This window comes from Pseudomonas sp. VS40, from assembly GCF_018587885.1.
In the GTDB taxonomy this organism is placed as follows: Bacteria; Pseudomonadota; Gammaproteobacteria; order Pseudomonadales; family Pseudomonadaceae; genus Aquipseudomonas; species Aquipseudomonas pergaminensis.
The window spans coordinates 806227-829099 of record NZ_JAGYWD010000002.1 but is presented as its reverse complement, the minus strand read 5'-3'; the positions used below and the strand labels follow the sequence as shown (position 1 = coordinate 829099).

Below are 22873 nucleotides of genomic sequence, written 5' to 3'. Positions count from 1 at the left end.
CCCATGTGGCTTCTGGTTCTCGCGTACCTGGGCGGCGTGCTGACAATCGTCAGCCCGTGCATCCTGCCAGTTCTGCCTTTTGTCTTCGCTCGCACCGGGCAGCCGTTTTTGCGCAGTGGCTTGCCGCTGTTAGCGGGGATGGCGGTGACATTCGCCCTGGTGGCCTCGCTGGCGGCAGTGGGCGGCGGCTGGGTGGTGCAGGTCAATCAATACGGGCGCTGGCTCGCGTTGCTGTGCGTTGCCCTGTTCGGACTAACACTGTTGCTGCCGCAACTGTCGGAGCGCCTGACGCGCCCCTTGGTAGCCGCCGGCAGTCGCTTGTCGGAAGCCGCCGGGGCCGATGCCAGGCCGCGCCCAGGAGCGTCGTTCCTGATCGGCGTGGCCACCGGGCTGTTGTGGGCACCCTGCGCCGGACCGATCCTGGGGCTGGTGCTCACCGGCGCCGCGCTGCAGGGCGCCAGCATCGGCACTACCTTGCTGTTGCTGGCCTACGCCGCCGGTGCTGCCACCTCCCTCGCGCTGGCATTGCTGGTCGGCGGTAAAGTCTTTGGCTTCATGAAGCAATCCCTCGGCGCCGGTGAGTGGCTGCGCCGTGGCCTGGGTGCGCTGATGCTGGCCGGTGTGGCCGCCATTGCGCTAGGCCTGGATACCGGCGTATTGGCGCGGGTGTCGACCGCATCCACCGGTGGCCTGGAACAAAGCCTGGTGGACAAGCTCAACGCCAAACCGGAACAAAAGGGCGGGGCGATGATGGCCGGGGGCACGATGATGGCCGCCGCCAACCACAGCGACACCCTGCCGATCGAAGGTGTGCTGCCGCCTCTGGAGGGCGCCGTGCAATGGCTCAACAGCGCGCCACTCACGGCTGAAGCACTCAAGGGCAAAGTGGTGCTGGTGGATTTCTGGACCTACTCCTGCATCAACTGCCTGCGCACCTTGCCGTACGTGAAGGCGTGGGCCGAGAAATACCGCGACCAGGGCCTGGTGGTGATCGGTGTGCACGCGCCGGAATTCGCCTTTGAACGCGATGTGAGCAATGTCACCAAGGCCATGAAGGACCTGGGTATCACTTACCCGGTGGCGATCGACAACAACTACAAGATCTGGCGCGCATTCAACAACCAGTACTGGCCGGCCCATTACTTTGCCGATGCCAAGGGCCAGATTCGCTACCACCACTTTGGCGAGGGCGACTATGCCGAGTCCGAGCGGGTGATCCAGCAGTTGCTGCGTGAAGCCGGGGCCAAGAACGTTGCGGGTGGTTTGATCGAGGCCGACGCCAAGGGCGTGCAAATGGCACCGGACACCCTCGAAGTGCAGTCGCCGGAAACCTACCTGAGCTTCCAGCGCGCCGAAAACTTCGTCACCACCGGCACCCTGGCCACTAACCAAGTGGCGAACTACCCGGCCGCCGGCAACCTGGCCCTGAACAACTGGACCCTGGAAGGCCAATGGAACGTCGGCGGCCAGCAAGCCACCCTTGGCCAGGCCGGTGGGCGCATCGTCTACCGCTTCCACGCCCGAGACCTGCACCTGGTGCTCGGCCCTGGCGCCGATGGCAAGCCGGTACGCTTCAACGTCACGGTCGATGGCCAAGCCCCAGGCGCCGCCCACGGCACCGACGTCGCGCCGGATGGCAGCGGCACCGTTACCGAGCAGCGCCTGTACCAACTGGTACGCCAGCCAGGCGCCGTCAAGGACCGAACCTTCACCATTGAATTCCTCGACCCGAACGTATCGGCCTACGCCTTCACCTTCGGCTGACCCGAAAACCGTCACCTCGGTGATATGAAAACCCACCCCCGTAGGAGCCGCTTGCCGGCTCCTACAGTGGACTGTGCTCAGGAGTGAACGCTATGAAGATCTTCAGCTACCTGCCGGTGCTTGCCTTTGCCGCTTTCATCGGGCAAACCCCAGCCTTGTCCTTCGGTGCCTCCGACGATGCCGTCGCCATTGCGCCACCCGCCCTCGACCTCCCCGCAGACAGCAGCAACCTGCAAACCGCCGTGTTCGCCGGCGGCTGTTTCTGGGGTGTACAAGGCGTGTTCCAGCATGTGCAAGGCGTAAAAAATGCCGTTTCCGGCTACGACGGCGGCGCCGCGAGCACTGCGCAATATGAGTCCGTCAGCGACGGCAACACTGGCCACGCCGAAGCGGTTTCCGTGACCTACGACCCGAGCAAAGTCAGCTACGGCAAGTTGCTGCAGATCTATTTCTCGGTAGCCCACAACCCCACCGAACTCAACCGCCAGGGTCCCGACACCGGCACCCAGTACCGCTCGGCGATCTTCGCGCAGAACGCCGAACAGCAAAAAATCGCCCAGGCCTACATCGCCCAACTGGACGCAGCCAAGTCCTTCGACAAACCCATCGTCACCCACATCGAGACGGGCAAGACGTTCTACCCGGCGGAGTCCTACCACCAGGACTTCCTCACCGAAAATCCGTCCTACCCCTATATCGTGATCAATGACCTGCCCAAAGTGGCGCAACTCAAAAAGCTGTTCCCCGACCAATACCGCGCCGAGCCGGTGCTGGTGAAAAACCAGTAATCAGCCCTTGGCCTTGGCCAGGTACGGCGCCAGGCGTCGGCCCATTTCTTCACCCAGGGCCTGCAGCCCACTCAACGGGCGGACCATCACTTCAAACTCGATGATCTGCCCTTGTTCATTGAAGCGGATCAGGTCAATGCCCTTGAGCTGCTTGTCACCGACGCGCGCACTGAACTCCAGCACGACACTGTGGCCGTCGCCACTGGCCAGTTCGCGGTGATAGGTGAAGTCTTCGAATACCTTGATGACGGTGTTGAGGATCATCGACACCACCGGCGCGCCAGGGTAGGGGGTGTGAGCCATGGGCGAGCGGAATACGGCGTCCGGCGCCAGCAGTTCGGGCAGTGCGTTGAGGTTACGATCCGCCAGCATGGCGTGCCAGCGTTGCAGGGTCTGGGCGGCGGCAGGGGTGAGGTTGAGTTCGGACATGCGCGGTACCTGTTCTTATGATGGGAAGGCAGTTCACCTGCCCAACATAAGAGCGGTACCAAAGCAGGGTCAATCACCCGAATTGACAGTTAAGTGATCGCAATGAACAGGGTCAGACCACTTCCAGGTACGAGCTATGAATCGCCCGCGCCAACTCGCGCACGGTGTCGATGAACTCGGTGAGCCGGCTATGCAACCCGTCCTCCAGAATCTCATCAATCCCGGTGTACCTTAGCCGCGCCTCGAACTCCGCCGCCAACCGTTGCGCCGTGCGCCCATAACTGCCGGGCAGGTCCGCGAGGATATGGCTCAATTCTTCAATGCACGCATGCAGCGAGCGCGGCACATCGCTGCGCAACAACAGCAGTTCCGACACCGACCGCGCATTCAGTGCGTTCGGGTACAGCTCGGTGTACGCCTCGAATGACGACAGCGCACGGAGCAGGGCGCTCCACTGGTAATAACCGCGCGCGGACAAGTCGCTGACTTCTTCCGATTCCTCGCCGAACATTTCATAACGCGCATCCAGCAAACGCAGGGTGTTGTCCGCGCGCTCGACAAAGGTGCCCAGGCGGATAAACCGATAGGCGTCATTGCGCATGATCGTCCCGGAGGTCGCCCCACGGAACAGGTGCGAACGCTGCTTGACCCAGTCACAGAAGTGGCTGATGCCATGCCGCGCCAGGCCGCCGGCGGCGATGCTGCGCATTTCCAGCCAGGTGGCGTTGAGGTTTTCCCACATGTCGGCGGTGATGCGCCCACGTACCGCGTGGGCATTGCCACGGGCGGCGCGCAGGCAGTTGTAGATGCTTGCCGGGTTTTCTTCGTCGAGGGCGAAGAAGTGCAGCATGCGCTCGGCGTCCAACTGTTTATGACGTTCAAGGTAACTGTCCAGTGTGCCGCTGCTGAGCAACGACATGGCCAGTTCGTCCAGGCCATCGCTGCGTCCGGCCTGGGGCATCAACGACAACGAGTAACTGACTTCCAGCATGCGCGCCAGGTTCTCGGCACGCTCCAGGTAACGGGACATCCAGTACAGATCTGCGGCGGTTCTACTCAACATACTCAGCCCTCCACCACCCAGGTGTCCTTGGTTCCGCCGCCCTGCGACGAGTTGACGATCAACGAGCCTTCCTTAAGCGCCACGCGGGTAAGGCCGCCGGGCACCAGGCGGGTTTCCTTGCCCGAGAGTACAAAGGGCCGCAGGTCGATATGCCGTGGAGCGATGCCGTTTTCTACAAAGGTGGGGCATGTGGACAGGCTCAAGGTCGGCTGGGCGATGTAGGCGTGGGGCCTGGCCTTGATGCGCTGGCGGAAGTCCTCGATCTCGGCGGCGCAAGAGGCCGGACCGACCAGCATGCCGTAGCCGCCGGAGCCCTGGGTTTCCTTGACCACCAGTTCCGGCAGGTTGGCCAGGACGTGGGACAGCTCATCGGGCTTGCGGCACTGGAAGGTCGGTACGTTTTGTAGCACCGGTTCTTCATCCAGGTAGAAGCGGATCATTTCCGGCACATAGGGGTAGATCGACTTGTCGTCGGCCACGCCGGTGCCGATGGCATTGGCCAGCACCACATTGCCAGCGCAATAGGCGGCGACCAGGCCGGGCACGCCGAGCATCGATTCGGGGTTGAAGGCCTTGGGGTCAAGGAAGGCGTCGTCGATGCGCCGGTAAATCACGTCCACCGGCTTGGGCCCATCGGTGGTGCGCATGAACACCTTGAGGTCGTGGACGAACAGGTCGGCACCCTCCACCAGTTCCACGCCCATTTCCCGGGCCAGGAACGCATGTTCGAAGAACGCGCTGTTGAAGCGGCCCGGCGTCAGCACCACCACATTGGGGTTGTCCAGGCGGCTGGAGCTCTTGAGGGTCTTGAGCAGCAGGTTGGGGTAGTGGTCCACCGGCGCGATGCGCTGCTTGGCGAACACCTCGGGAAACAGGCGCATCATCATCTTGCGGTCTTCGAGCATGTAGCTCACGCCGCTGGGGGTGCGCAGGTTGTCTTCGAGCACGTAGTAGGTGCCGTCGCCATCGCGCACCAGGTCCACGCCCGAAATATGCGAGTAGATGTCGCGGTGCAGGTCCAGGCCGACCATCGCCTTCTGGTAACCCTCGTTGCCCAGCACCTGGTCCGCCGGAATGATCCCGGCCTTGATGATGCGCTGGTCGTGGTAGATGTCGGCGAGGAACATGTTCAGTGCGTTGACGCGCTGGATACAGCCGCGTTCGATCACGCTCCATTCACTGGCGGGGATGCTGCGGGGGATGATGTCGAAGGGGATCAGGCGCTCGGTGTCTTGCTCGTCGCCATAGAGGGTGAAGGTGATTCCGGCGCGGTGGAACAGCAAATCGGCTTCACGGCGACGCTGGGCCAGCAGTTCCGGCGGCGTATTCGCCAGCCAGCGGGAGAAATCCTGATAATGCGCACGGCACACGCCATCTGCGTCATTCATTTCATCGAAGAAAGATCGAGCCATTCCAGTACCTTGTCAGTGCCGAGGGACGCTTGGGTGGCACTGCCGTTTCAAAAAACGCATTTTTATAAGGGCCGTGGCTAAGGGTGCCAACGGGCCTGGTCCTTACTTTCTTATGGGGTCGGCTCTGGGTCGGGGGGTAACGAATGCTCCTGTATCCGGGCAGATGAAAGGATAAAGCAATGCCTGTGCCGGAACCGTACATTCCTTGTATTGAGCGGGCTTGCCCCGCGCTGGGCTGCGCAGCGGCCCCAGAAAGCGAGGGAGCGCTGCGCACTCCAACGCGGGGCAAGCCCGCTCACCACAAGGGGGCAGCGCCTGGCAGGCGCCCCGACTTGGTGCATGAACAAACTTGAACTTCACCTACCCCCGATTCTTCTAACGGGACTCGAACCTGTGTGGAGCACTGTCGTGCCCAGAATCATCTCGCCCAACACGCCGGAGTCGGCCCTGACCGACCACAGCGAACACAACGCCAAGATCTTCGGCTCGCCCAAGGACCGCCTCGATTTCTACCGGCGTGAAATCCAGTACGAAACCACCATCCTCGCCAACCGCACTGACGCCTACCTCACGGCGCAATCATTCCTGGTGATCGCCTTTGTGTCCGGCATGGGCAACCTCAACCCGGAGTGGGGCAAGCTGTTCACCTTGGTGGTGCCGGTGTTCCTGGTCTCGCTGGGCATTCTCAGTTCCCTCAATGCCTGGCCGGGCATCCGGGCCGCGTATGAAATCATCGACCACTGGCACTACAAGCAGAGCGAACTGCTGCGCAGCGAGCCGGTGATGGGCATGGCCTACGATGAATCGCCGCTGTTCTCCGAAATGGAGTCGTCCCACAAGGGCTACCGCAAGTCGCTGCTGTTCTCCATGCGGGCACCGTGGCTGTTCATGGTGTTCTGGCTGGTGCTGGGGATCTACGCGTTCTATATCCAGGTCGACAATCCGATCCGGTGAGCAATCGGACGGAACTTCGCCGGTCAGCCCGGCGCCTTACCTTCAGGCCCTGCTGATTTCCCACCGGCCTAAATTGAGGTGACCCATGAGCACAAGCAAAGACCCCCAACTCGATAACCGTAACGATCCGGCCATCGACGGCGGCGAACCGGCCCCGGGTACCGCTGCAGAAGCGCCCAAGGACCCGGTTCCGGCCAAAGACCCCAAGGCCAAGGAAAACGACTACAGTCCAGACTTCAAGCCCGAGCGCGAGCCCAAGCCTGAAACCGATGCTGATATCGACACCCAAGGCGGCTAGAGGAGACGGTCATGTCCAAAGAACTCGACGACGAACTCAACGATCCGGGCAATGAAGACCCGGGTTCCCTGATGGATGATGCAGAAGTGCCGCTCAACGACCTGGATGAAGCGGCAGACGTTGGCAATACCGAGCGTCAAGACTGAGCGTTCGCCTTGGCTCGTCGTTCATACCACACCAGCATCGGCTGGGTACTCAGGCCATGAACGACGATGCTCAGGGCAATCACTGACAAGGTCAGGTTGACCGCCACCGCGCTGCTGGTGCCGATCAAACCGTGGTTGAGCGCGTAGAACAGGTAGTAAATGCTGCCGATCCCGCGAATACCAAACCACCCCATCAGCCCGCGCTGCCGCAGATCGATCAGGCGGCCCCAGGGCATTGCCAGCACGCCCAGCGGGCGGATGACGCAGAACAGCAACGCCGCCACCGGCAGTGCACGCCAATCCCAATGGCTCGCCAGCACGATCCCCAGCACCGTCACCAGAAACACCTCCATTGAACGCTCCACCAGGCTGCCGAACGAGAGCATGTCGCCCATCATCACGCCGGCGGCGATCTGTGTGTCTTTCAGTTCGCTGACATCGCCTTGCAGTGCGCGTTCTGGCTCGACCTCCAGGTGGCCCACCACCGGCAGCGCCAAATGCTCCGACGGTGTCTGCGAATTCCCGGTGGAGCGGAACTCCGCCTGGCGCAGGCCAAGCCCCGCCGCAAACACCGACAGGAAGCCATAACCGCCCACCGCCTCGGCGACGACGTAGGCCAACGCGATCAGCGCCAGCGTCAGGTAGTCATTGGGCGAGAGCGTGCTGTCACTGTTGGTGATGCGCATCCACAGTGTCACACGGCCAATGCCGCGGCCCATCCAGTAGCCGATCAGTAACCCGGCCGGCACAGCCCAAAGCAGATTCTTCAGCACCCAGCCGCCCAGCCAGTCCCCGTCGAAACCACCGTGCTGCATGAACAGCAGGGCAAAGATCACAAAGGGGAAGGCCGTGCCGTCGTTCAAACCGGCCTCACCGGACAGGCCAAAACGCAGCGCGTCATAGTCTTGGGCGTTATTGACCTGCACCAGGCCTGCCAGTACCGGATCAGTCGGCGCCAGGATTGCGCCCACCAGCAGCGACACGCCCCACGACAACGCAAACAGGTAATGCAGCGCCAGGCAGATACCGAGGATGGTCAGCAGCATCACCGGCCCGGCCATGCCAAATGCAATGCGCCAGGTCCGGTGCTTGAGCGGCAGGCGCAGTTTCAACCCGCTGACGAACAGCGAAAACAACACCGCGACTTCCGTCAGGTGTTCCATCCAGCGTGCGGAGTTCTTGATATCCAAGTGCAGCAGGTCGACACCCAGCGGGCCGATCCCCACACCCAGCAGCAGGCACACTGCCGAAGTGGTGACTGGCATCCAGCGCAGGTAGGAGGAGGTGAGGGCAAGGGTGAGCAATACGGCGCCCAGAACGGCCATCCATAGAATAAAAGTCATCGAGCGTGTACCGAGGCCGTGGTCTGTTCAGGTTGGAGGACCGTGGCCGGTCACGGGTTCAATGTGATTGGATCAACTGCGAACCGATGGTTTTCAGGCGAATCATGTCCATCAACTGCCGCAACCCCGGCTGCGACTGGCGCCGGCTCGGGTAGTACATGCACAGGGGTTCACCCAGGCAGGCCCAGTCGGGCAGCACTTCCACCAAGCGCCCATCCTTGAGTTCCCGCTCGACGCGGTTGGACAGGCAGTAGGCAATGCCCACGCCTTGCAGCGCAGCGTTGACGATGGTCTCGGTGTCGGCCGCGCTGAAGTGGCCGGGCACATCGATACGCTGCTGACGCGCGCCGTTACCCAGCTCCCACTTGAAGGTGGTCTTGTCGCCCAGGTACATGCGGATGCAGGCGTGTTGCAACAGGTCTTTGGGCACCTGGGGCATGCCACGGCGAGCCAGGTAAGCGGGGGAGGCGACCATGATCCAGCGCAACTCACCGGTCAGCGGCACCGCGACCATGTCCTGGGGCACGGTGGCGCCGTAGCGGATACCAGCGTCGTAGCCCTCGGCGATGATGTCGATCATCTGGTCTTGCACGATCAGGTCCAGGCGCAGTTGCGGGTAGGCGGCGCAGAAATCCCCGAGGATTGGCGCCAGCAGCAACACCGCCGCATCCCGTGGCACGTTGAGGCGCAGGCGCCCGATGGGGGCTTCGCGATACAGCTCCAAGGTGTCGAGGCCGTCCTTGATAGTGGCAAAACCCTGGGTGAGTTTTTCTGCCAGCAGCGAGCCGGCATCGGTGGGTTCCACGGCCCGGCTGGTGCGATACAGCAGCTTCACCCCCAGGCGGGTTTCCAGGTTGCGCATGGTGTGGCTCAACGCCGAAGTGGTCACGCCCAGTTCGTGGGCGGCATGGCGGAAGCTGCGGCGGCGGATGATGGCCATGAACACGTTGAGATCAGCCAGTTCGGAACGATTGAAGGCAGCCATTTCAAGTCTCTAATGCAGGAGTTCGGCTGCATGCGGCGTTGAGCCCGATTCAACCGTGGATGACTTAGAGTAATTGTTTTTCTAAGCATTATTGCCGCCCACAGGATTTTTTTATGCACGTTGAGACCATCAGAATTGCCGGCATTGACCAAGCGGTCTCGCGCATCGCCCTCGGCACTTGGTCCATGGGCGGGCACCTGTGGGGCGGGGCCGATAACGAGCAGGCCATCCGCACCCTGCGGCATGCGCTGGCCATCGGCATCAATTTGATCGACACCGCACCTGTCTACGGGTTTGGCCTCTCTGAGGAACTGATCGGCAAGGCCCTGCGCGGCGTGCGCCACAGTGCGGTGATCGCTACCAAGGCCGGCCTGCAATGGGACAGCGGCAGCGCCCGGCGCAACGCCACGGCCCAGCGCATTCGCAAAGAAGTCGAAGACTCCCTGAAGCGCCTGGAAACCGACTACATCGACCTGTACCAGATCCACTGGCCCGACCCCTTGGTCGCCCAGGAAGAAACCGCCGATGAACTGGAGCGCTTGCGCCGCGAAGGCAAGATTCTGGCCGTCGGTGTGAGCAACTATTCCTCTGCGCAAATGGACGATTTCAGCCAGCACACTGCGCTGGCCACGGTGCAGCCGCCCTACAACCTGTTCGAACGCGCCATCGACAGCGAGATTCTGCCGTACGCCAAGCAGCATGCCCTGGTGGTGCTTGCCTACGGCCCGCTGTGCCGGGGCTTGCTCACTGGCAGCATGCACTCGGCCACGCGCTTTGCCGGTGATGACGTGCGCAAGCTCGACCCCAAGTTCAAGGCGCCACGCTTCGACCAGTACCTGGCCGCTGTTGCCGCGCTGGACCTGTATGCCCGTGAGTGCCACGGCAAGTCGGTGCTCGCCCTGGCCCTGCGCTGGGTGCTCGACCAGGGCCCAACCATCGCGCTGTGGGGCGCCCGGCGGCCGGAGCAGTTAAAAGGCTACCAGGAGGCCTTCGGCTGGCACCTGACCCCTGAAGACCTGACGCATATCGACCGTATTCTGGCCAGCACGATAAAAGATCCGATCGGCCCGGAATTTATGGCCCCGCCCAAGCGTTAACGACCTCTTTGGACCATAAACGACACGGCCGCAAACTTACCCATTGAACGACTGTTCAGTTTGAACTATGTTGACCGCATCCGCCCGTTTGCCACTCGACGGGTTCGCGCTGTTTCTTCTTGAACAAGAGGCTCTGGCATGCGGTTTTCCCCCTTCGTCGATCGAATTGCAGGGCAGGGCGTCGCCGCCTGGGACATCCACCACGCGGCCTACCAGGCCGCCAGCCAGGGCGAAGACATCATCATCCTCAGCGTCGGCGACCCGGACTTCGCCACGCCAGGTTTCATAACCGAGGCCGCCGTAAGTGCCCTGCGCGAAGGCGACACCCACTACACCGAGATCCCTGGCCGCCCGGCACTGCGCGACGCCATTGCCGCGCGCTACAGCAAGACCCTGCAACGCCCATTGGATGCCGCCAACGTCATCACCGTCGCCGGTGCGCAGAATGCATTGTTCGTGACATCGCTGTGCCTGTTGCAGGCCGGTGACGAGGTGCTGGTGCTCGACCCGATGTACGTCACCTACGAGGCCACGCTCAAGGCCAGCGGCGCAACGCTGGTGCGTGTGCCGTGCTCGCCGGAGTCGGGCTTTCGTCTGGACGCGCAGTTGCTGGCTGCGGCAATCACACCCCGCACACGGGCGATTTTCTTCTCCAACCCGAACAACCCGACCGGCGTGGTGCTGAACCCGCAGGAGTTGCAAGCCATCGCCGACCTGGCCGTCGCCCACGACCTGTGGGTGGTGGTGGATGAGGTCTATGAAAGCCTGGTGTTCGACGGCGAATACCACAGCCTCGCCGCACTGCCGGGCATGGCCGAGCGCTGCGTGGTGATCGGCAGTTTGTCCAAGTCCCACGCCATGACCGGTTGGCGCATCGGCTGGATCATTGCTGCGCCGCAAATGGTCGCCCATGCTGAAACCCTGGTGTTGAGCATGCTCTACGGGCTGCCCGGCTTTGTAATGGAGGCTGCGACCGCTGCAGTGCTGGCCCATGACCAAGTGACCCAGGGCATGCGCGAGATTTATCGGCGCCGGCGCGACTTGGTGGTGACGGGGCTCAGTGCTTGCCCAGGCATCAAGGTGCAAGCGCCGCAAGCCGGGATGTTTGTGCTGGTGGATGTGCGTGATACCGGCCTGGGCTCGCTGGATTTCGCCTGGCGTTTGTTTCGCGAAGCTGGGGTGTCGGTGCTGGACGCCGCCGCGTTCGGCGAGCCCGCCCAGGGCTTCGTGCGGCTGTCGTTCACCCTCGGCGAAGCGCGTTTGGCCGAAGCCTGCCAGCGCATCGCGCAGTTCGTCGCCAAGCTGGCCGGTGAGCCGCGTATCGCCGCAGCACCCAGAATCGAGGTGGTGCAACCGGCGCAAGCAAAGAAGATGATCGAGGTCATCGACCTGCATAAACGCTTCGGCAATATCGAGGTGCTCAAGGGCATTTCGCTCACGGCCCACGAAGGCGATGTGATCTCGCTGATCGGCGCCAGTGGATCGGGCAAAAGTACCCTGCTGCGCTGCATCAACATGCTTGAAGTGCCGGACCAGGGCAGCATTCATGTGGACGGCGAGAGCATCAAGCTCAACTACGGCCGTCCTGGCGCGCCGCTGGTGGCGGACGCCAAGCAACTGGTGCGCATCCGTTCGACCCTGGGCATGGTGTTCCAGAACTTCAACCTGTGGCCACACCGCACCGTGCTGGAAAACCTTATCGAAGCCCCCACCCAGGTGCTGCGCGAAAGCCGCGCCGAAGCCATCGAACGCGCCGAAGCCATGCTCGACCGCGTCGGCCTGGCCGCCAAGCGCAATGAGTACCCGGCGTTCCTTTCCGGTGGCCAGCAACAGCGTGTGGCGATTGCCCGCGCGCTGGCCATGCGGCCCAAAGTCATGCTGTTCGACGAACCCACCTCGGCCCTCGACCCGGAACTGGTGGGCGAAGTACTGCGGGTGATCCGCTCCCTGGCCGAGGAAGGCCGCACCATGATCCTGGTCACCCATGAAATGGCGTTCGCCCGGGATGTGTCGTCGAAAGTGGCGTTCCTGCACCAAGGCATGATCGAAGAAACCGGCTCGCCGGATGCGGTGTTTATCGACCCACGCAGTGAGCGTTGCCGGCAGTTCGTCAACGCGCATCAAACTCGCTAACTCCAGAAAAAGACGGGGCAAAAATCATGAAATCCAAGCGTATGGCAACGTGGTTGAGCAGTGCAGTGTTGATGGTGGTCGCAGGTTTCACCTGGGCGGCAGACAAGCCCATCGTGTTTGCGGTGGCGGCCGAACCCTATCCGCCCTTTACGGTGAAGGGCGGCAATGGCCAGTGGTCCGGCTTTGAGGTGGACCTGATCCACAAGCTCTGCGAAGGCATGAAAGCCGAGTGTCAGATCAAGGAAGTGGCGTGGGACGGCATCATTCCCTCGCTGCTGGCGAAGAAGATCGACGTGATTTTCTCCTCGATGTCGGTGACCGATGAGCGCGAAAAACAGATCGCTTTCAGCCGTGCCTACTACGACTCCCTGCTGGGTGTCGCCGGGCCCAAGGGCAGCGAAGTCGAGATCTCCCCGGCGGGCCTCAAGGGCAAGTTGATCGGCGTGCAGATCTCCACCGTCAGTGCCAATTACCTGAAGAAGTACTACGAAAACATCGCCGACCTTAAGTACTACGACACCCAGGAATCGGCCAACGCCGACCTGATCGCCGGGCGTATCGACTACATGATGGCCGACGACACCGCCATCGCCATGATGGTCAAGACCCCCGAAGCCAGCGGCCTGGCGCACATTGCCAGCGTGCCCTACGACCCGATCATCGGGCGCGGTGTCGGCGCCGGTTTGCGCAAGGAAGACACCGCGCTCAAGGCCCGGCTGGACAAAGCCATCGGCGAGTTGCTGGTGAGCAAGGACTATGACGACCTGTCGCAGCACTATTTCGGCTTGTCGGTGAGCCCGTGCAAACGCAGCGATACTCCGGCGTTCGTGAGCAAGACCTGTGACAGCCCGTACCAACAAGTCGCCCAGAAGAGCGAATGATGTTCGACCTTCTCAGCTTTGGCGAACAAGGGTGGGGCAATGCGCTGCTCAAGGGGTTATGGATGACCCTGCAGATCTCCGCCGGCGCCTTCGCGGTCGGCTTGCTGATTGGCCTGGTGGTGGCGTGCGCCAAGCTCAGTGCGCCGCGCCCCATCGCGCTGCTGATGCGCGGCTACACCACAGTGTTTCGCGCGGTGCCGGAGTTGCTGCTGATCCTGCTGCTGTATTACGCAGGCTCCATGGGCCTCAACGCGTTGATGCTGTGGATGGGCTTCGAGCAAGTGAATATCAGCGGCCCGCTGGTGGCGATCCTGGTGCTGGGCCTGGTACAGGGCGCCTATGCCTCGGAGATTTTCCGCGCGGCGATCCTGGCGATTCCCCACGGCCAGATCGAAGCGGCGCGGGCCTTCGGCCTCAGCGGGCTGGGCCTGTTCCGGCGGGTGACGCTGCCGATCATGGCGCCGTTCGCCCTGGCGGGCATGTCCAACCTGTGGATCAACCTGATCAAGGACAGCGCCTTGATCAGCGTGGTCGGCACCAACGAATTGCTCTATACCGCCAAGCAGGCGGCCGGCTCCACGCGCCAGTACCTGCTGTTCTACCTCACGGCCGCCGCCTTGTATTACCTGGTGACGCTGGCTTCCAACTACCTGTCCGGGCGCCTGGAGCGACGTATCCGTCGCTGGATGCCGGTTGTCGAGTGAGCGGCCCATGCCTGAATGGATAAGTTATTACGCCGGCTTGATCGCCAAGGGGTTGCAGACCACCTTGTCGTTGCTGGTGGTGTCGGCGGTGCTCGGATTTGCTCTGGCGGTGCTGGTCGCGCTGGCGCGGTTGTCGCGGCGCAAGTGGCTGGCGCGCGGGGCGCTGGCCTACACCAGCGTGCTGCGCGGCACGCCGCTGCTGATCCAGATCTACATTTTCTACTACGGCCTGGGCAGCCTGTTCGCGCAGTTCCCGATGATTCGCGGCAGCTTCCTGTGGCCGTACCTGCGCGACGGTTACTGGTACATCGTGTTTGCCCTGGTGCTGTCGGTCGGCGCCTATGTGGGCGAGGTGATTCGCGGCGGCCTGCTGGCCGTGCCCAAGGGGGAAATGGAAGCCGCCTCGGCCTTCGGCATGACCCCACGCCAGGCGCTGCTACGGGTACGGCTGCCACGGGCGATGCGCCTGTTGCTACCGACCCTGGCCGGGGAAACGGTGATGCTGCTCAAGTCCACCGCGCTGGCCTCGACCATTGCCGTGGTCGACCTGCTGGGTGCGGCCAACGTGGTGCGCGCGCAGACCCTGCAGATCTACCAGCCATTGCTGCTGGTGGCGGGGGTCTACCTGTGCCTGACCTTCCTGATTGAAGCCGTCTATGCGATTGCCGAACGGCGCGGCACGCCACTGCGCAGGTCGGCCGGATGAAACAGGACGGCTCGCTGCAAGGGATTGCCCTGTGTTCCCTGGCCTACGCATTCCTGGCGCTGCAGGATGCGGTGATCAAATGGCTGGTGGCCGATTACTCGGTGTTCACCATTCTGTTCTGGCGCAGCCTGGTGGTGGTGTTCGCCTGCGTGATGGCGGGGCGCGTGGGGCTGTTGCGGCGCGCGTGGACGTCGGTCAGCCGCCGCTTGCTGATCATTCGCGGGCTGTTGTCGTTGCTGGCGTGGTTGCTGTACTACACCGCCGCCAAGGACCTGAGCCTGGCGGAAATGACCACGCTGTATTTCTCCGCGCCGATCATGGTCACGCTGCTGGCGGCGCTGATCCTCAAGGAGCGCGCCAGTCGCGGCCAGTGGATCGCGCTGATCATCGGCTTTGTCGGCGTGGTGATCGCCTGTCGCCCCAGCCATCTGCTCGATCCGGTGCCCATCGCGCTGACATTGGCCGCCGCCTTGTGCTGGGCGTTTACCTATATCCAGTTGCGCCAGGTCGACCCGAGCACCTCGGTATTGGAGCAGATGCTGATCACCAACGTGGTGTTTGTGCTGTGCATGGCGGTGACCTTGCCCTGGACCCATACGCCATCGCCCACGCCGGCGTGGCTCGGCATGCTGGCGGCGGGCCTGGTGGGCGGTATCGGCCAGTTCCTGTTGTTTGCGAGTTTTCGTCGTGCTACCGCGACGTTGCTGGCGCCGTTCGAATACACCGGGTTGATCTGGGCGTTCCTGCTCTCAAGCCTGGTGTGGGGCACGCTCATGGAAGGTTCGCTGATCGTCGGCGCGGTGTTGATCGCCATCAGCGGCACCCTGGCCATGCTCAGTGCGCGGCACCCGGTGTCACAGGATGTGGTCGGCGCCGAATGCGCCGTGACGCAACCCCTGTACCCAGCCGCGGCAGATGTGCAGGCCGTTGGCGGGGCTGAAGGTGCCGGGGTTGAGGCACCCCTCGAGCCAGAGTCCGTCGAGCATCGCCGATAGGCCAATGGCCGCCAGGTGGCTGTCGTGGATCACCAGGCGTTCGCTGCGGGCCAGGTCGTCCAGCAGTTGTTGGATCAATGCCAGGTAGGCGTGATAGCTGTTTTCGTGGGACTGGTTCACGTGGGGCGAGTGGCGGATCAGGCTCCAGAACACCACCCACACGCCGAGCAGGTCGGGGTCCATGACCCTGGGCGAAAACGAGGCAGTGAGGAAGGCGTCGAGCCGTGCGGCGGCGCCATCCGCCAGCTCGACCTGTTCCCACAGGGCGGTGGTCAGCTCGTTGGCGAGCTTTTGGTAGGTCTCGGCGATCAGCGCGTCGATGCTGCCGAAATGGTGGTTGAGCAACCCCACCGAAACCCCGGCTTCGGAGGCGATACGCCGCACGGAAATCCCGGCGTGCCCGTCACGGGCCAGGCAGGTGAGGGTGGCGGCAATCAGCAGGTCGCGGCGCTCGTCGGGGTCGGCACGGCGCAGTTTGGAAGGTTCGACAGTCATGGACAGGCCTTTGAAGAAACACCACAGCGCTCAGGTTAGTTGAACACGTGTTCAATCTCTACCGATTAATTGATGAGAGGAGGGCAAGGCATGGCAAAAGACCTTTCGTGGCAGGAAACCGGCGACGCCGGCAATGCGCTGCACGTCGGCGCCTGGCGTTTCGACGGTGACGGCAGCGGGCCCAGGGTGCACCTGCAAGCGGGTGTGCATGCGGATGAAATCGCCGGCATGTTGGTCCTGCATCAGTTGTTGCCGCGCTTGCAGGCGTGTCAGGACCAAGGTCGCCTGAAGGGCAGCGTCACGGTGGTGCCCCAGGCCAACCCATTTGGTATCGGCCAGTTCCGCCAGGGCCGTTTGCTTGGGCGTTTCCATGAAGCCACCGGGCAGAATTTCAACCGTGCCTTCGACCATTCCCTGGCCATGGAACGCCCAGCGAGCAACCTGGCGCAGTGGCAGAAACGCCTGGTGCAACTGGCCGCCGAGGCCGACCTGGTGCTGGACCTGCACACCGATGACGAGGCGTTGCCGTACCTCTACATCCATCGCAGCTTCTGGCCCGACCAAGGCCTGGCGCTGGCGGCGGCGTTGCAGGTGGACCTGGTGATTGTCTGGGACGAGGGCGGCGATGGCTCCTTTGAAGAAACCATCATCAACCACGCATCGCCGCAACTGGCGGCCACCCTTGAGCTGCGCGGGCAAGCAGACGTCAGCGACGCCCTGGCGCAACAGGACGCCGATGGCCTGTGGGCCTGGTTGTGCATCAATGGCGTGATCGATGAGGTGGCGAGCATCGCCGAATGGCCAGGCGACGTGGTCGACATGGGCTGCATGGAAACCCTTCTCGCGCCCTGTGCCGGGGTGCTGGTGTTCGAGAAAGGCTTGGGTGATTACGTCGAAGAAGGCCAGCGTTTTGCGCGCATCATTGGCCGCCCCGGTGACCCCGCTTCGGAAGTGACCCTGCACGCAGCCCAGGCCGGGCGCATGGTCACCGCCCACCGCGAACGCCTGGTAGCCCAGGGCGCGGTGGTTGCCAAGTTCACCGGCACGCGCTTATCCGACAGCTACAGCGGCGGCGTGCTCGACCCGTAGCGGCGCCTGCGAATGCAGCCATTCACGCGGGCTGGTGCCGATCTTGCGCCGAAACGCACGGGCCAGCGCCGAGGGGCTTTCGTAGCCGACTTCATCGGCAATCAGGGCGATGGGCCGACCTTCACGCAGGCGTTTCTGCGCCAGGCTCACGCGCCAGCTCAGTACATAGTCGGCTGGGGTCTGGCCGACTACCTTATGGAAATGCGCGGCAAAACTGGCGCGGGACATGTTCGATTCCGCTGCCATTTCCTGCACGGTCCACGGGCGTTCGGGATGGTTGTGCAGCAGGGTCATGGCCCGCGCCAGGCGCAGGTCCGCCAGGCCCGACATCATGCCGGTGGTCATGCTGTGATAGGCCATCATGTGGCGCAGGAACTGGATCACCATCAGCTCGAACAAGCGGTTCATCACCGCCTCGCGGCCACAGTGTTCGGCAAAGGCTTCACTGAACAGCCAGTCCAGCGTACCGGCGATCATCGGGATCTGCTTGAGCGGCATCACGATGGTGTCGGTCAGCGCTACGGACAACGGGTTATCCAACCCACCGTCAAAACGCAGGGACGCCGCCACCACCTGGGCACGGTCAGCCTTGGTCGCCAGCAGGCGATGGGGCAGGGGACGCGGCACCAGCACCAGGCTGGGCTCGGAAATACGCAGGGTGGCGTCGGGCATTTCCAGGCTGGCCTGGCCGTCCTTGAGCAGATAGACCCGGCCCCGCTGCTGCACGTCGCGGGTGTCGAGGGCGCCGTGCAGGGGCCCACTATGAAAGGTATCGGCACCGATGCCGAAGTGCTCCAGCAGTGTGGACAAACGATCCATGACTCACCTGAATTGAAAAAGCGACCTTGTTTAGACGATCTGCGCCATATCGTCGACTATTAGCCTCCATTTGTAAAACACGCTTCGGCATCATGGCCTCACGTTCAACGCCTTGAGCGCCAACCCCAACGGAGCAAACGTCCATGAAAACCTTCAAGTTCTCCCGCGTCGCCGCCGCCCTGATCACCGGTGCACTCGCCCTGGGTGCCAGCACCGCCAGCTTTGCCGCCCCGCAAAAAGCCACGGTGGTGCTGGTGCACGGCGCGTTCGCCGATGCATCCAGCTGGAACGGCGTGATCGCCGGTCTCAAGGCCGAGGGCTACCCGGTAGTCGCCGTGGCCAACCCGCTGCGCAGCGTCAAGACCGACTCGGACTATGTGGCCGACATCGTCGAACACACCCCGGGCCCGGTGATTCTGGTCGGCCACTCCTACGGTGGCTCGGTTATCACCAACGCCGTGCATGGCAGCAACAAGGTCAAGGCCCTGGTCTACGTGGCCGCCTTCGCCCCTGAAAAAGGCGAAACCGCGTTCGAACTGTCCGGCCGCTACCCCGGCGGCACCCTGGGCCCGACCCTGGACAAACCCGTGGTCTCCAAGGACGGCGTGACCGACCTGTACATCCAGCAAGACAAATTCAACAGCCAGTTCGCCGCCGACGTGGCAGCCAAGGACGCCCAACTGATGGCCGCCGGCCAACGCCCGATCACCGAGGCTGCCCTCAAGGAACCGTCCGGCGACCCGGCCTGGAAAACCGTACCGTCCTACTTCATATACGGTTCAGCCGACAAAAATATTCCCGAGGCCGCGCTTAAATTCATGGCCGACCGCGCGGGCTCCAAGGAAACCGTGGATGTGAAAGGTGCGTCGCACGTGGTGATGGTCTCGAACCCGGCGCGGGTGGTAGCGATCATTAACGACGCGGCCAAGGCTAACGCGCAATAACCCATCACTGTAGGCGCTGGCTTGCCGGTGATGCAGGCGACACGGTGCAACAGGCAGACCGAGTCGATGCCATCGCAGGCCAGCCAGCGCCTACATTTGAACCGAGAACGGCTTGCCATATCGGTTGCTGCCTAACGGATAGGTACCCAGGTCACTGATCAAACCGCGACCCCATCCCCCTCAACCGCCGCATGGCACTGTCCAAATGCGCCCGCGCACTCGCCGGATCACCCTCACGCATCTGCTCATACGCCACCTGCGCCACCGCCGGGTCAATCGGCTTGAGCGCCTGCCCACTGGCCATGGCCTTCAATTGCACTTCAGCCGCGCGCTCCAGGTAGTACAAATCATCCCAAGCCTCGGCAATATTCGGCGCAGCCACCATCACCCCATGATTCTTCAAGAACAGAATATCGGCATCGCCCAACGCCGCCGCAATGCGCTGGCCCTCGCGGTTATCCAGGGCCAAGCCGTTGTAGGCCTCATCCACTGCCGTGCGCCCATAAAACTTCAACGCTGTCTGCCCCAGCCACAGCAAGGGCGGCCCTTGCAGCAGGCACAGCGCGGTGGCGTTGGGCATATGGGTATGAAAGGCGGCCTTGATGCGCGGCTGGCATTGATGCAACGGGGCATGGATATAAAACGCCGTGGCTTCCGGCGTGCCATCGCCGTCGATCACATTGCCGGCAAAATCACACACCAACAGACGGGATGCCGTGATTTCCTCGAACGCATAGCCGAACGGGTTGACGAAAAACAAGTCGTCATGCCCCGGCACCGTCGCCGAAAAGTGATTGCAGATACCTTCTTCCATGCCATGCAGCGCCGCCAGTTGCAGGCACGCGGCAAGCTCCACCCGCGCGTCGATGGCGGCAGGCGTGTCGAGGTTGAAGCGCCCGGCACGCGGGCCCAGGGAGGAGGGCGTGAACGTATGGGCCATGGTTCACCACCCCAGAGACTTGAACAGTTCGGGCACGCCGTCGAGGGTCGGCAAGATGGCATCCGGGGTGTAATCGGCGAGCAGTTGCCGGCCGGTGCCCCGGTCGATCCACACGCAACGAAACCCCATGTCCCGCGCGGCGGCGTGGTCCAGGTGCGGGCTGGCGCAGATGTGCACCACCTGGTCGAGGGTCACGCCGAGCTGCCCATGGGCATGGTCGAACAGGCGACGGTCGGGCTTGTAGGCCCCCGCCTGCTGGGCGGTGATGACCCGGTCGATATGGCCACCCAATTGCGCCACATTGCCGGCGATCACGTCATCGTCGGTGTTGGAGACAATGCACAGCTTGTAGCCCAGCGCCTTGAGCTGCTTGAGGGTATCTACGACCTCTGGAAACGGAGGCATGGCACTGATGCTGTCGGTGAGGATCGCACCGTCCTGCGCGTTGGCCGGCAGGCCCAGTTCCTCCAAGGCCAACTGCAAACCCAGGCCGGCGAGGGTGCGGAAATTACGGTGCGGTGGGGTTTGCTCCAGGGCGTGTTCGTGGTGGTCGTAGACGCTGATCAGGGTTTCAGGGTCGACCTGATGCGCGCCTTTTTCATCGAGGATCCGGTCGACGGCGGCGCGCAGGCCTTCATCCCATTGGATCAGGGTGCCGTAGCAATCAAACGTCAGCCACAGCGGGCGAAGGGAGTGTTCGAGCGGCATGGGGCACCTCTAGCAAAAAGTGGGCGAGCGCTTGAGCATAGGAAACCTGGTGGTCAGTTGGAAATTAAATTAACCTCTGTATCACAGTTGAATTATCGATATGTAGGTCGCCGCCATGTTTGATCTCGAACTCCTGCACACCCTGGTCTGCGTGGTGGATGAAGGCAGTTTCACGCGTGCCGCCGAGCGCGTACACCGCACCCAATCCACCGTGAGCCAGCAGATTCGCAAGCTCGAAGAAAGCGTCGGGCAAGTGCTGTTGGTGCGCGACCGCTCCGGCCAGCAAGTCAGCGCCACCGAGCACGGCGAGTTGCTGACCCATTACGCGCGGCGCCTGTTGAACCTGTCCCGGGAAGCCCGCGACGCCCTGAACACCGAGGCCAGCGTGGTGCCGGTACGCCTGGGCGTGCCCGAGGATTTTGATGCGACGCGCATGGCGTCGGTGCTCTCGGGCTTTGTCCGCGCACGCCCCGAAGCGCGCCTGGAGACGGTCAGCGGCATGAGCACCGACCTGCGCCGGCAGCTGGACAGTGGTGAAATCGACATCGCCTTGGTCAAGCGCGAAGCCGGCAGCGGCGAATGCCATGCCAGTTGGCCGGAGCCGCTGGTGTGGGTGTGCGGCCAAAGCCAGGACCTGCAGGCCGAAACCTTGCCCCTGGCACTGTTCCCCCAAGGCTGCATCTACCGCCAGCGTGCCATCCGCACCCTCGACAAGGCCCGGCGCAGTTGGCGCGTGGCGTTTGGCAGCCATAGCCTCACCGGCATCCAGGCCGCGGTGACGTCCGGATTGGGGATCAGCATCCTGCCGAAAAGCGCCGTGCTGCCCAGCCACCGGATCTGCACGGAGCTGCCGCCGATATTGCCCTCGGAATTGGCGCTGGTCAGCGGTGCGGAGCGGTTGAGTGCGACCCACCGAGGGTTGATCGAGTGTTTGCGCGAAGACATTTCAAAGACTCTCTAAGCGCTCCAGCAACAGGCGCTCCAAGGTGTCCGCCGGCAACGGCCGACTGAACAGATACCCCTGGATCTGATCACAGCCGGCCTCTTTCAAGAACGCCAGTTGTGCCTGGGTTTCCACGCCTTCGGCCACCACCCGCAGGTTGAGACTGTGGGCCAGTTCTATGATGGTGCGGGTAATCGCCGCGTCCTGGGGGTTGCTGGTGACTTCGCGGATAAACGCGATGTCGATCTTCAACGTGTCGATGGGAAACCGCCGCAGGTACGCCAGGCTCGAATAGCCGGTGCCGAAGTCATCGATGGAGATCTTCACACCCATGGCGTGCAGGCGTTGCAGGCTGGCGATGGTGTGCTGGGTGTTTTCCATCAGCGAGCCTTCGGTCAGCTCCACTTCCAGCCAATGCGGCTCGACCCCGGTTTGCGCCAGGGTGTGGGCGATATCGGCAATCAGGTCGCCTTCGATCAATTGATGGCCGGAGACGTTCACCGAGACTTCCACCGCACCGATGGCGCCGCGTTGCCATTCGGCAATCTGCTGGCAGACCTGTTCGATCACCCAGCGCCCCACGGGCACGATCAAGCCGATGTTTTCCAGGATCGGCACAAACACCGCCGGGGACACCGCGCCGTAGTCCGGCCTTTCCCAGCGCAGCAGCGCCTCCAGCGCGCATATGCGGCCAGTGGCAACCTCGACCTTGGGCTGGTAATGCACGGTGAATTCCTCACGCTCGACCGCCAGGCGCAAGGCGTTTTCCAGGTCCTGGCGGGCCAGGTCATGCACGTTCATGCCGGTTTGCTGTGGCGTGAGTTCGCGTGAAGGGTCCGCGCGATCGCCGCGCGCCTTGAGCCGTAACAGGTTGCGCACCCGCAGCCACAACTCGACACGCTCCACCGGTTTGCTGATGAATTCCTCGGCACCGGCCTCCAGCCCGCTGACCCTGGCGCTCGGTTCACTGAGGGCCGACAGCATGATGATCGGTATGCCCGCCGTGGTTTCATCGCCTTTGAGCTGGCTGGCGACTTCGTAGCCGTCCATGCCCGGCATCATGATGTCCAGCAGGATCAGGTCGGGTGGCCGCTGCGCCACCAACTGCAGGGCCTCTTCACCACTGCCGGCGGTCAGGGTCTGGTAGCCCTCGTGTTGCAGCAGGGTTTCCAGCAGCTTGCGCACCTGGGGTTCATCATCAACGATCAACAGCGTTGCGGGTTGGCTGGCCATGGAG

At 63.0% G+C, this 22873-nt stretch carries 23 protein-coding genes and 1 pseudogene; 14 read left to right on the top strand and 10 right to left on the bottom strand.

Annotation, left to right across the window (positions count from 1 at the left end; genetic code table 11):
* Positions 1-3: 3 nt before the first annotated feature.
* Together KHP07_RS08845 and msrA are read left to right on the top strand one after the other, a co-directional pair.
* Entirely contained in the window at positions 4-1764 is a 1761-nt protein-coding gene (locus KHP07_RS08845; RefSeq protein ID WP_214497037.1) for a cytochrome c biogenesis protein DipZ, read from the top strand.
* A gap of 92 nt (positions 1765-1856) precedes the next feature.
* Positions 1857-2552: a peptide-methionine (S)-S-oxide reductase MsrA gene (gene msrA, locus KHP07_RS08840; RefSeq protein ID WP_214497036.1), complete on the top strand. Its 696-nt coding sequence runs from the start codon at positions 1857-1859 to the stop codon at positions 2550-2552.
* Here msrA and KHP07_RS08835 read toward each other — a convergent pair whose 3' ends face one another.
* The 3 genes from KHP07_RS08835 to KHP07_RS08825 all read right to left on the bottom strand — a co-directional run bounded on the left by KHP07_RS08835 (position 2553) and on the right by KHP07_RS08825 (position 5456).
* Positions 2553-2981 carry a nuclear transport factor 2 family protein gene (locus KHP07_RS08835; protein WP_099492023.1) on the bottom strand — a complete coding sequence of 143 codons (429 nt, stop codon included), beginning with the start codon at positions 2979-2981 and terminating at the stop codon, positions 2553-2555.
* Between the two features lie 112 nt (positions 2982-3093).
* Positions 3094-4044 (bottom strand): alpha-E domain-containing protein, encoded by a 951-nt coding sequence (locus KHP07_RS08830; RefSeq protein ID WP_012724311.1) that lies wholly within the window; start codon positions 4042-4044, stop codon positions 3094-3096.
* Positions 4045-4046: 2 nt separating this feature from the next.
* Positions 4047-5456 (bottom strand): circularly permuted type 2 ATP-grasp protein, encoded by a 1410-nt coding sequence (locus tag KHP07_RS08825; protein ID WP_078048429.1) that lies wholly within the window; start codon positions 5454-5456, stop codon positions 4047-4049.
* Between the two features lie 408 nt (positions 5457-5864).
* On the opposite strand from KHP07_RS08825, the gene KHP07_RS08820 reads away from it, so the two are divergent.
* From KHP07_RS08820 to KHP07_RS29690, 3 genes are all read left to right on the top strand, one after another.
* Complete coding sequence (locus KHP07_RS08820) at positions 5865-6410, top strand: hypothetical protein (protein WP_078048430.1); 546 nt, start codon at positions 5865-5867, stop codon at positions 6408-6410.
* An 85-nt stretch (positions 6411-6495) separates the two neighbouring features.
* Positions 6496-6708, top strand: a complete 213-nt coding sequence (locus KHP07_RS08815; RefSeq protein WP_078048431.1) for a hypothetical protein — start codon at positions 6496-6498, stop codon at positions 6706-6708.
* Between the two features lie 11 nt (positions 6709-6719).
* On the top strand, positions 6720-6854 hold the full coding sequence (locus KHP07_RS29690; RefSeq protein ID WP_256578575.1) for a hypothetical protein: 135 nt from the start codon (positions 6720-6722) through the stop codon (positions 6852-6854).
* Here KHP07_RS29690 and KHP07_RS08810 read toward each other — a convergent pair.
* Both KHP07_RS08810 and KHP07_RS08805 read right to left on the bottom strand, forming a co-directional pair.
* Positions 6845-8197, bottom strand: a complete 1353-nt coding sequence (locus KHP07_RS08810) for a cation:proton antiporter (RefSeq protein WP_214497035.1) — start codon at positions 8195-8197, stop codon at positions 6845-6847. The two genes, KHP07_RS29690 and KHP07_RS08810, sit on opposite strands and share 10 nt — an antisense overlap.
* Positions 8198-8255: 58 nt before the next feature.
* Positions 8256-9182 (bottom strand): LysR family transcriptional regulator, encoded by a 927-nt coding sequence (locus KHP07_RS08805; RefSeq protein ID WP_078048433.1) that lies wholly within the window; start codon positions 9180-9182, stop codon positions 8256-8258.
* 113 nt (positions 9183-9295) lie between these two features.
* Here KHP07_RS08805 and KHP07_RS08800 point away from each other — a divergent pair, with 113 nt between their 5' ends.
* From KHP07_RS08800 to KHP07_RS29510, 6 genes are all read left to right on the top strand, one after another.
* Positions 9296-10279, top strand: a complete 984-nt coding sequence (locus KHP07_RS08800; RefSeq protein WP_078048434.1) for an aldo/keto reductase — start codon at positions 9296-9298, stop codon at positions 10277-10279.
* 138 nt (positions 10280-10417) lie between these two features.
* Positions 10418-12412 carry an aminotransferase class I/II-fold pyridoxal phosphate-dependent enzyme gene (locus KHP07_RS29685; RefSeq protein WP_214497034.1) on the top strand — a complete coding sequence of 665 codons (1995 nt, stop codon included), beginning with the start codon at positions 10418-10420 and terminating at the stop codon, positions 12410-12412.
* Between the two features lie 26 nt (positions 12413-12438).
* Entirely contained in the window at positions 12439-13293 is an 855-nt protein-coding gene (locus KHP07_RS08790) for a transporter substrate-binding domain-containing protein (RefSeq protein ID WP_078048436.1), read from the top strand.
* Positions 13293-13997 (top strand): ABC transporter permease, encoded by a 705-nt coding sequence (locus KHP07_RS08785; RefSeq protein ID WP_078048437.1) that lies wholly within the window; start codon positions 13293-13295, stop codon positions 13995-13997. The genes KHP07_RS08790 and KHP07_RS08785 overlap by 1 nt, the downstream gene beginning before the upstream one ends.
* A gap of 7 nt (positions 13998-14004) precedes the next feature.
* A complete protein-coding gene (locus KHP07_RS08780; protein ID WP_099492028.1) occupies positions 14005-14703 on the top strand; it encodes an ABC transporter permease in 699 nt (232 codons plus the stop codon).
* Positions 14700-15698 (top strand): DMT family transporter, encoded by a 999-nt coding sequence (locus tag KHP07_RS29510; RefSeq protein ID WP_214504445.1) that lies wholly within the window; start codon positions 14700-14702, stop codon positions 15696-15698. Before KHP07_RS08780 ends, KHP07_RS29510 begins: the two co-directional genes overlap by 4 nt.
* On the opposite strand, the pseudogene KHP07_RS08775 reads toward KHP07_RS29510, so the two are convergent.
* A pseudogene (locus KHP07_RS08775) lies at positions 15654-16193 on the bottom strand (TetR/AcrR family transcriptional regulator); the annotation flags it as partial. The gene KHP07_RS29510 and the pseudogene KHP07_RS08775 sit on opposite strands and share 45 nt — an antisense overlap.
* 90 nt (positions 16194-16283) lie before the next feature.
* Between KHP07_RS08775 and KHP07_RS08770 the strand changes: the two are divergent.
* Positions 16284-17282 (top strand): M14 family metallopeptidase, encoded by a 999-nt coding sequence (locus KHP07_RS08770; protein WP_078048441.1) that lies wholly within the window; start codon positions 16284-16286, stop codon positions 17280-17282.
* On the opposite strand, the gene KHP07_RS08765 is transcribed toward KHP07_RS08770, so the two are convergent.
* Entirely contained in the window at positions 17244-18101 is an 858-nt protein-coding gene (locus KHP07_RS08765) for an AraC family transcriptional regulator (protein ID WP_214497032.1), read from the bottom strand. The genes KHP07_RS08770 and KHP07_RS08765 overlap by 39 nt on opposite strands.
* Before the next feature lie 143 nt (positions 18102-18244).
* On the opposite strand from KHP07_RS08765, the gene KHP07_RS08760 reads away from it, so the two are divergent.
* On the top strand, positions 18245-19045 hold the full coding sequence (locus tag KHP07_RS08760; RefSeq protein ID WP_078048443.1) for an alpha/beta fold hydrolase: 801 nt from the start codon (positions 18245-18247) through the stop codon (positions 19043-19045).
* A 151-nt stretch (positions 19046-19196) separates the two neighbouring features.
* Here KHP07_RS08760 and KHP07_RS08755 read toward each other — a convergent pair whose 3' ends face one another.
* Together KHP07_RS08755 and KHP07_RS08750 are read right to left on the bottom strand one after the other, a co-directional pair.
* Positions 19197-19985 (bottom strand): aldolase, encoded by a 789-nt coding sequence (locus KHP07_RS08755; RefSeq protein WP_100490671.1) that lies wholly within the window; start codon positions 19983-19985, stop codon positions 19197-19199.
* Between the two features lie 3 nt (positions 19986-19988).
* Entirely contained in the window at positions 19989-20693 is a 705-nt protein-coding gene (locus KHP07_RS08750) for a haloacid dehalogenase type II (RefSeq protein WP_214497031.1), read from the bottom strand.
* A 115-nt stretch (positions 20694-20808) separates the two neighbouring features.
* Here KHP07_RS08750 and KHP07_RS08745 point away from each other — a divergent pair, with 115 nt between their 5' ends.
* Positions 20809-21654 (top strand): LysR family transcriptional regulator, encoded by an 846-nt coding sequence (locus tag KHP07_RS08745; RefSeq protein WP_214497030.1) that lies wholly within the window; start codon positions 20809-20811, stop codon positions 21652-21654.
* Here the strand turns inward: KHP07_RS08745 and KHP07_RS08740 are convergent.
* Entirely contained in the window at positions 21640-22869 is a 1230-nt protein-coding gene (locus tag KHP07_RS08740) for an EAL domain-containing response regulator (RefSeq protein ID WP_078048447.1), read from the bottom strand. The genes KHP07_RS08745 and KHP07_RS08740 overlap by 15 nt on opposite strands.
* Between the last annotated feature and the right edge of the window lie 4 nt (positions 22870-22873).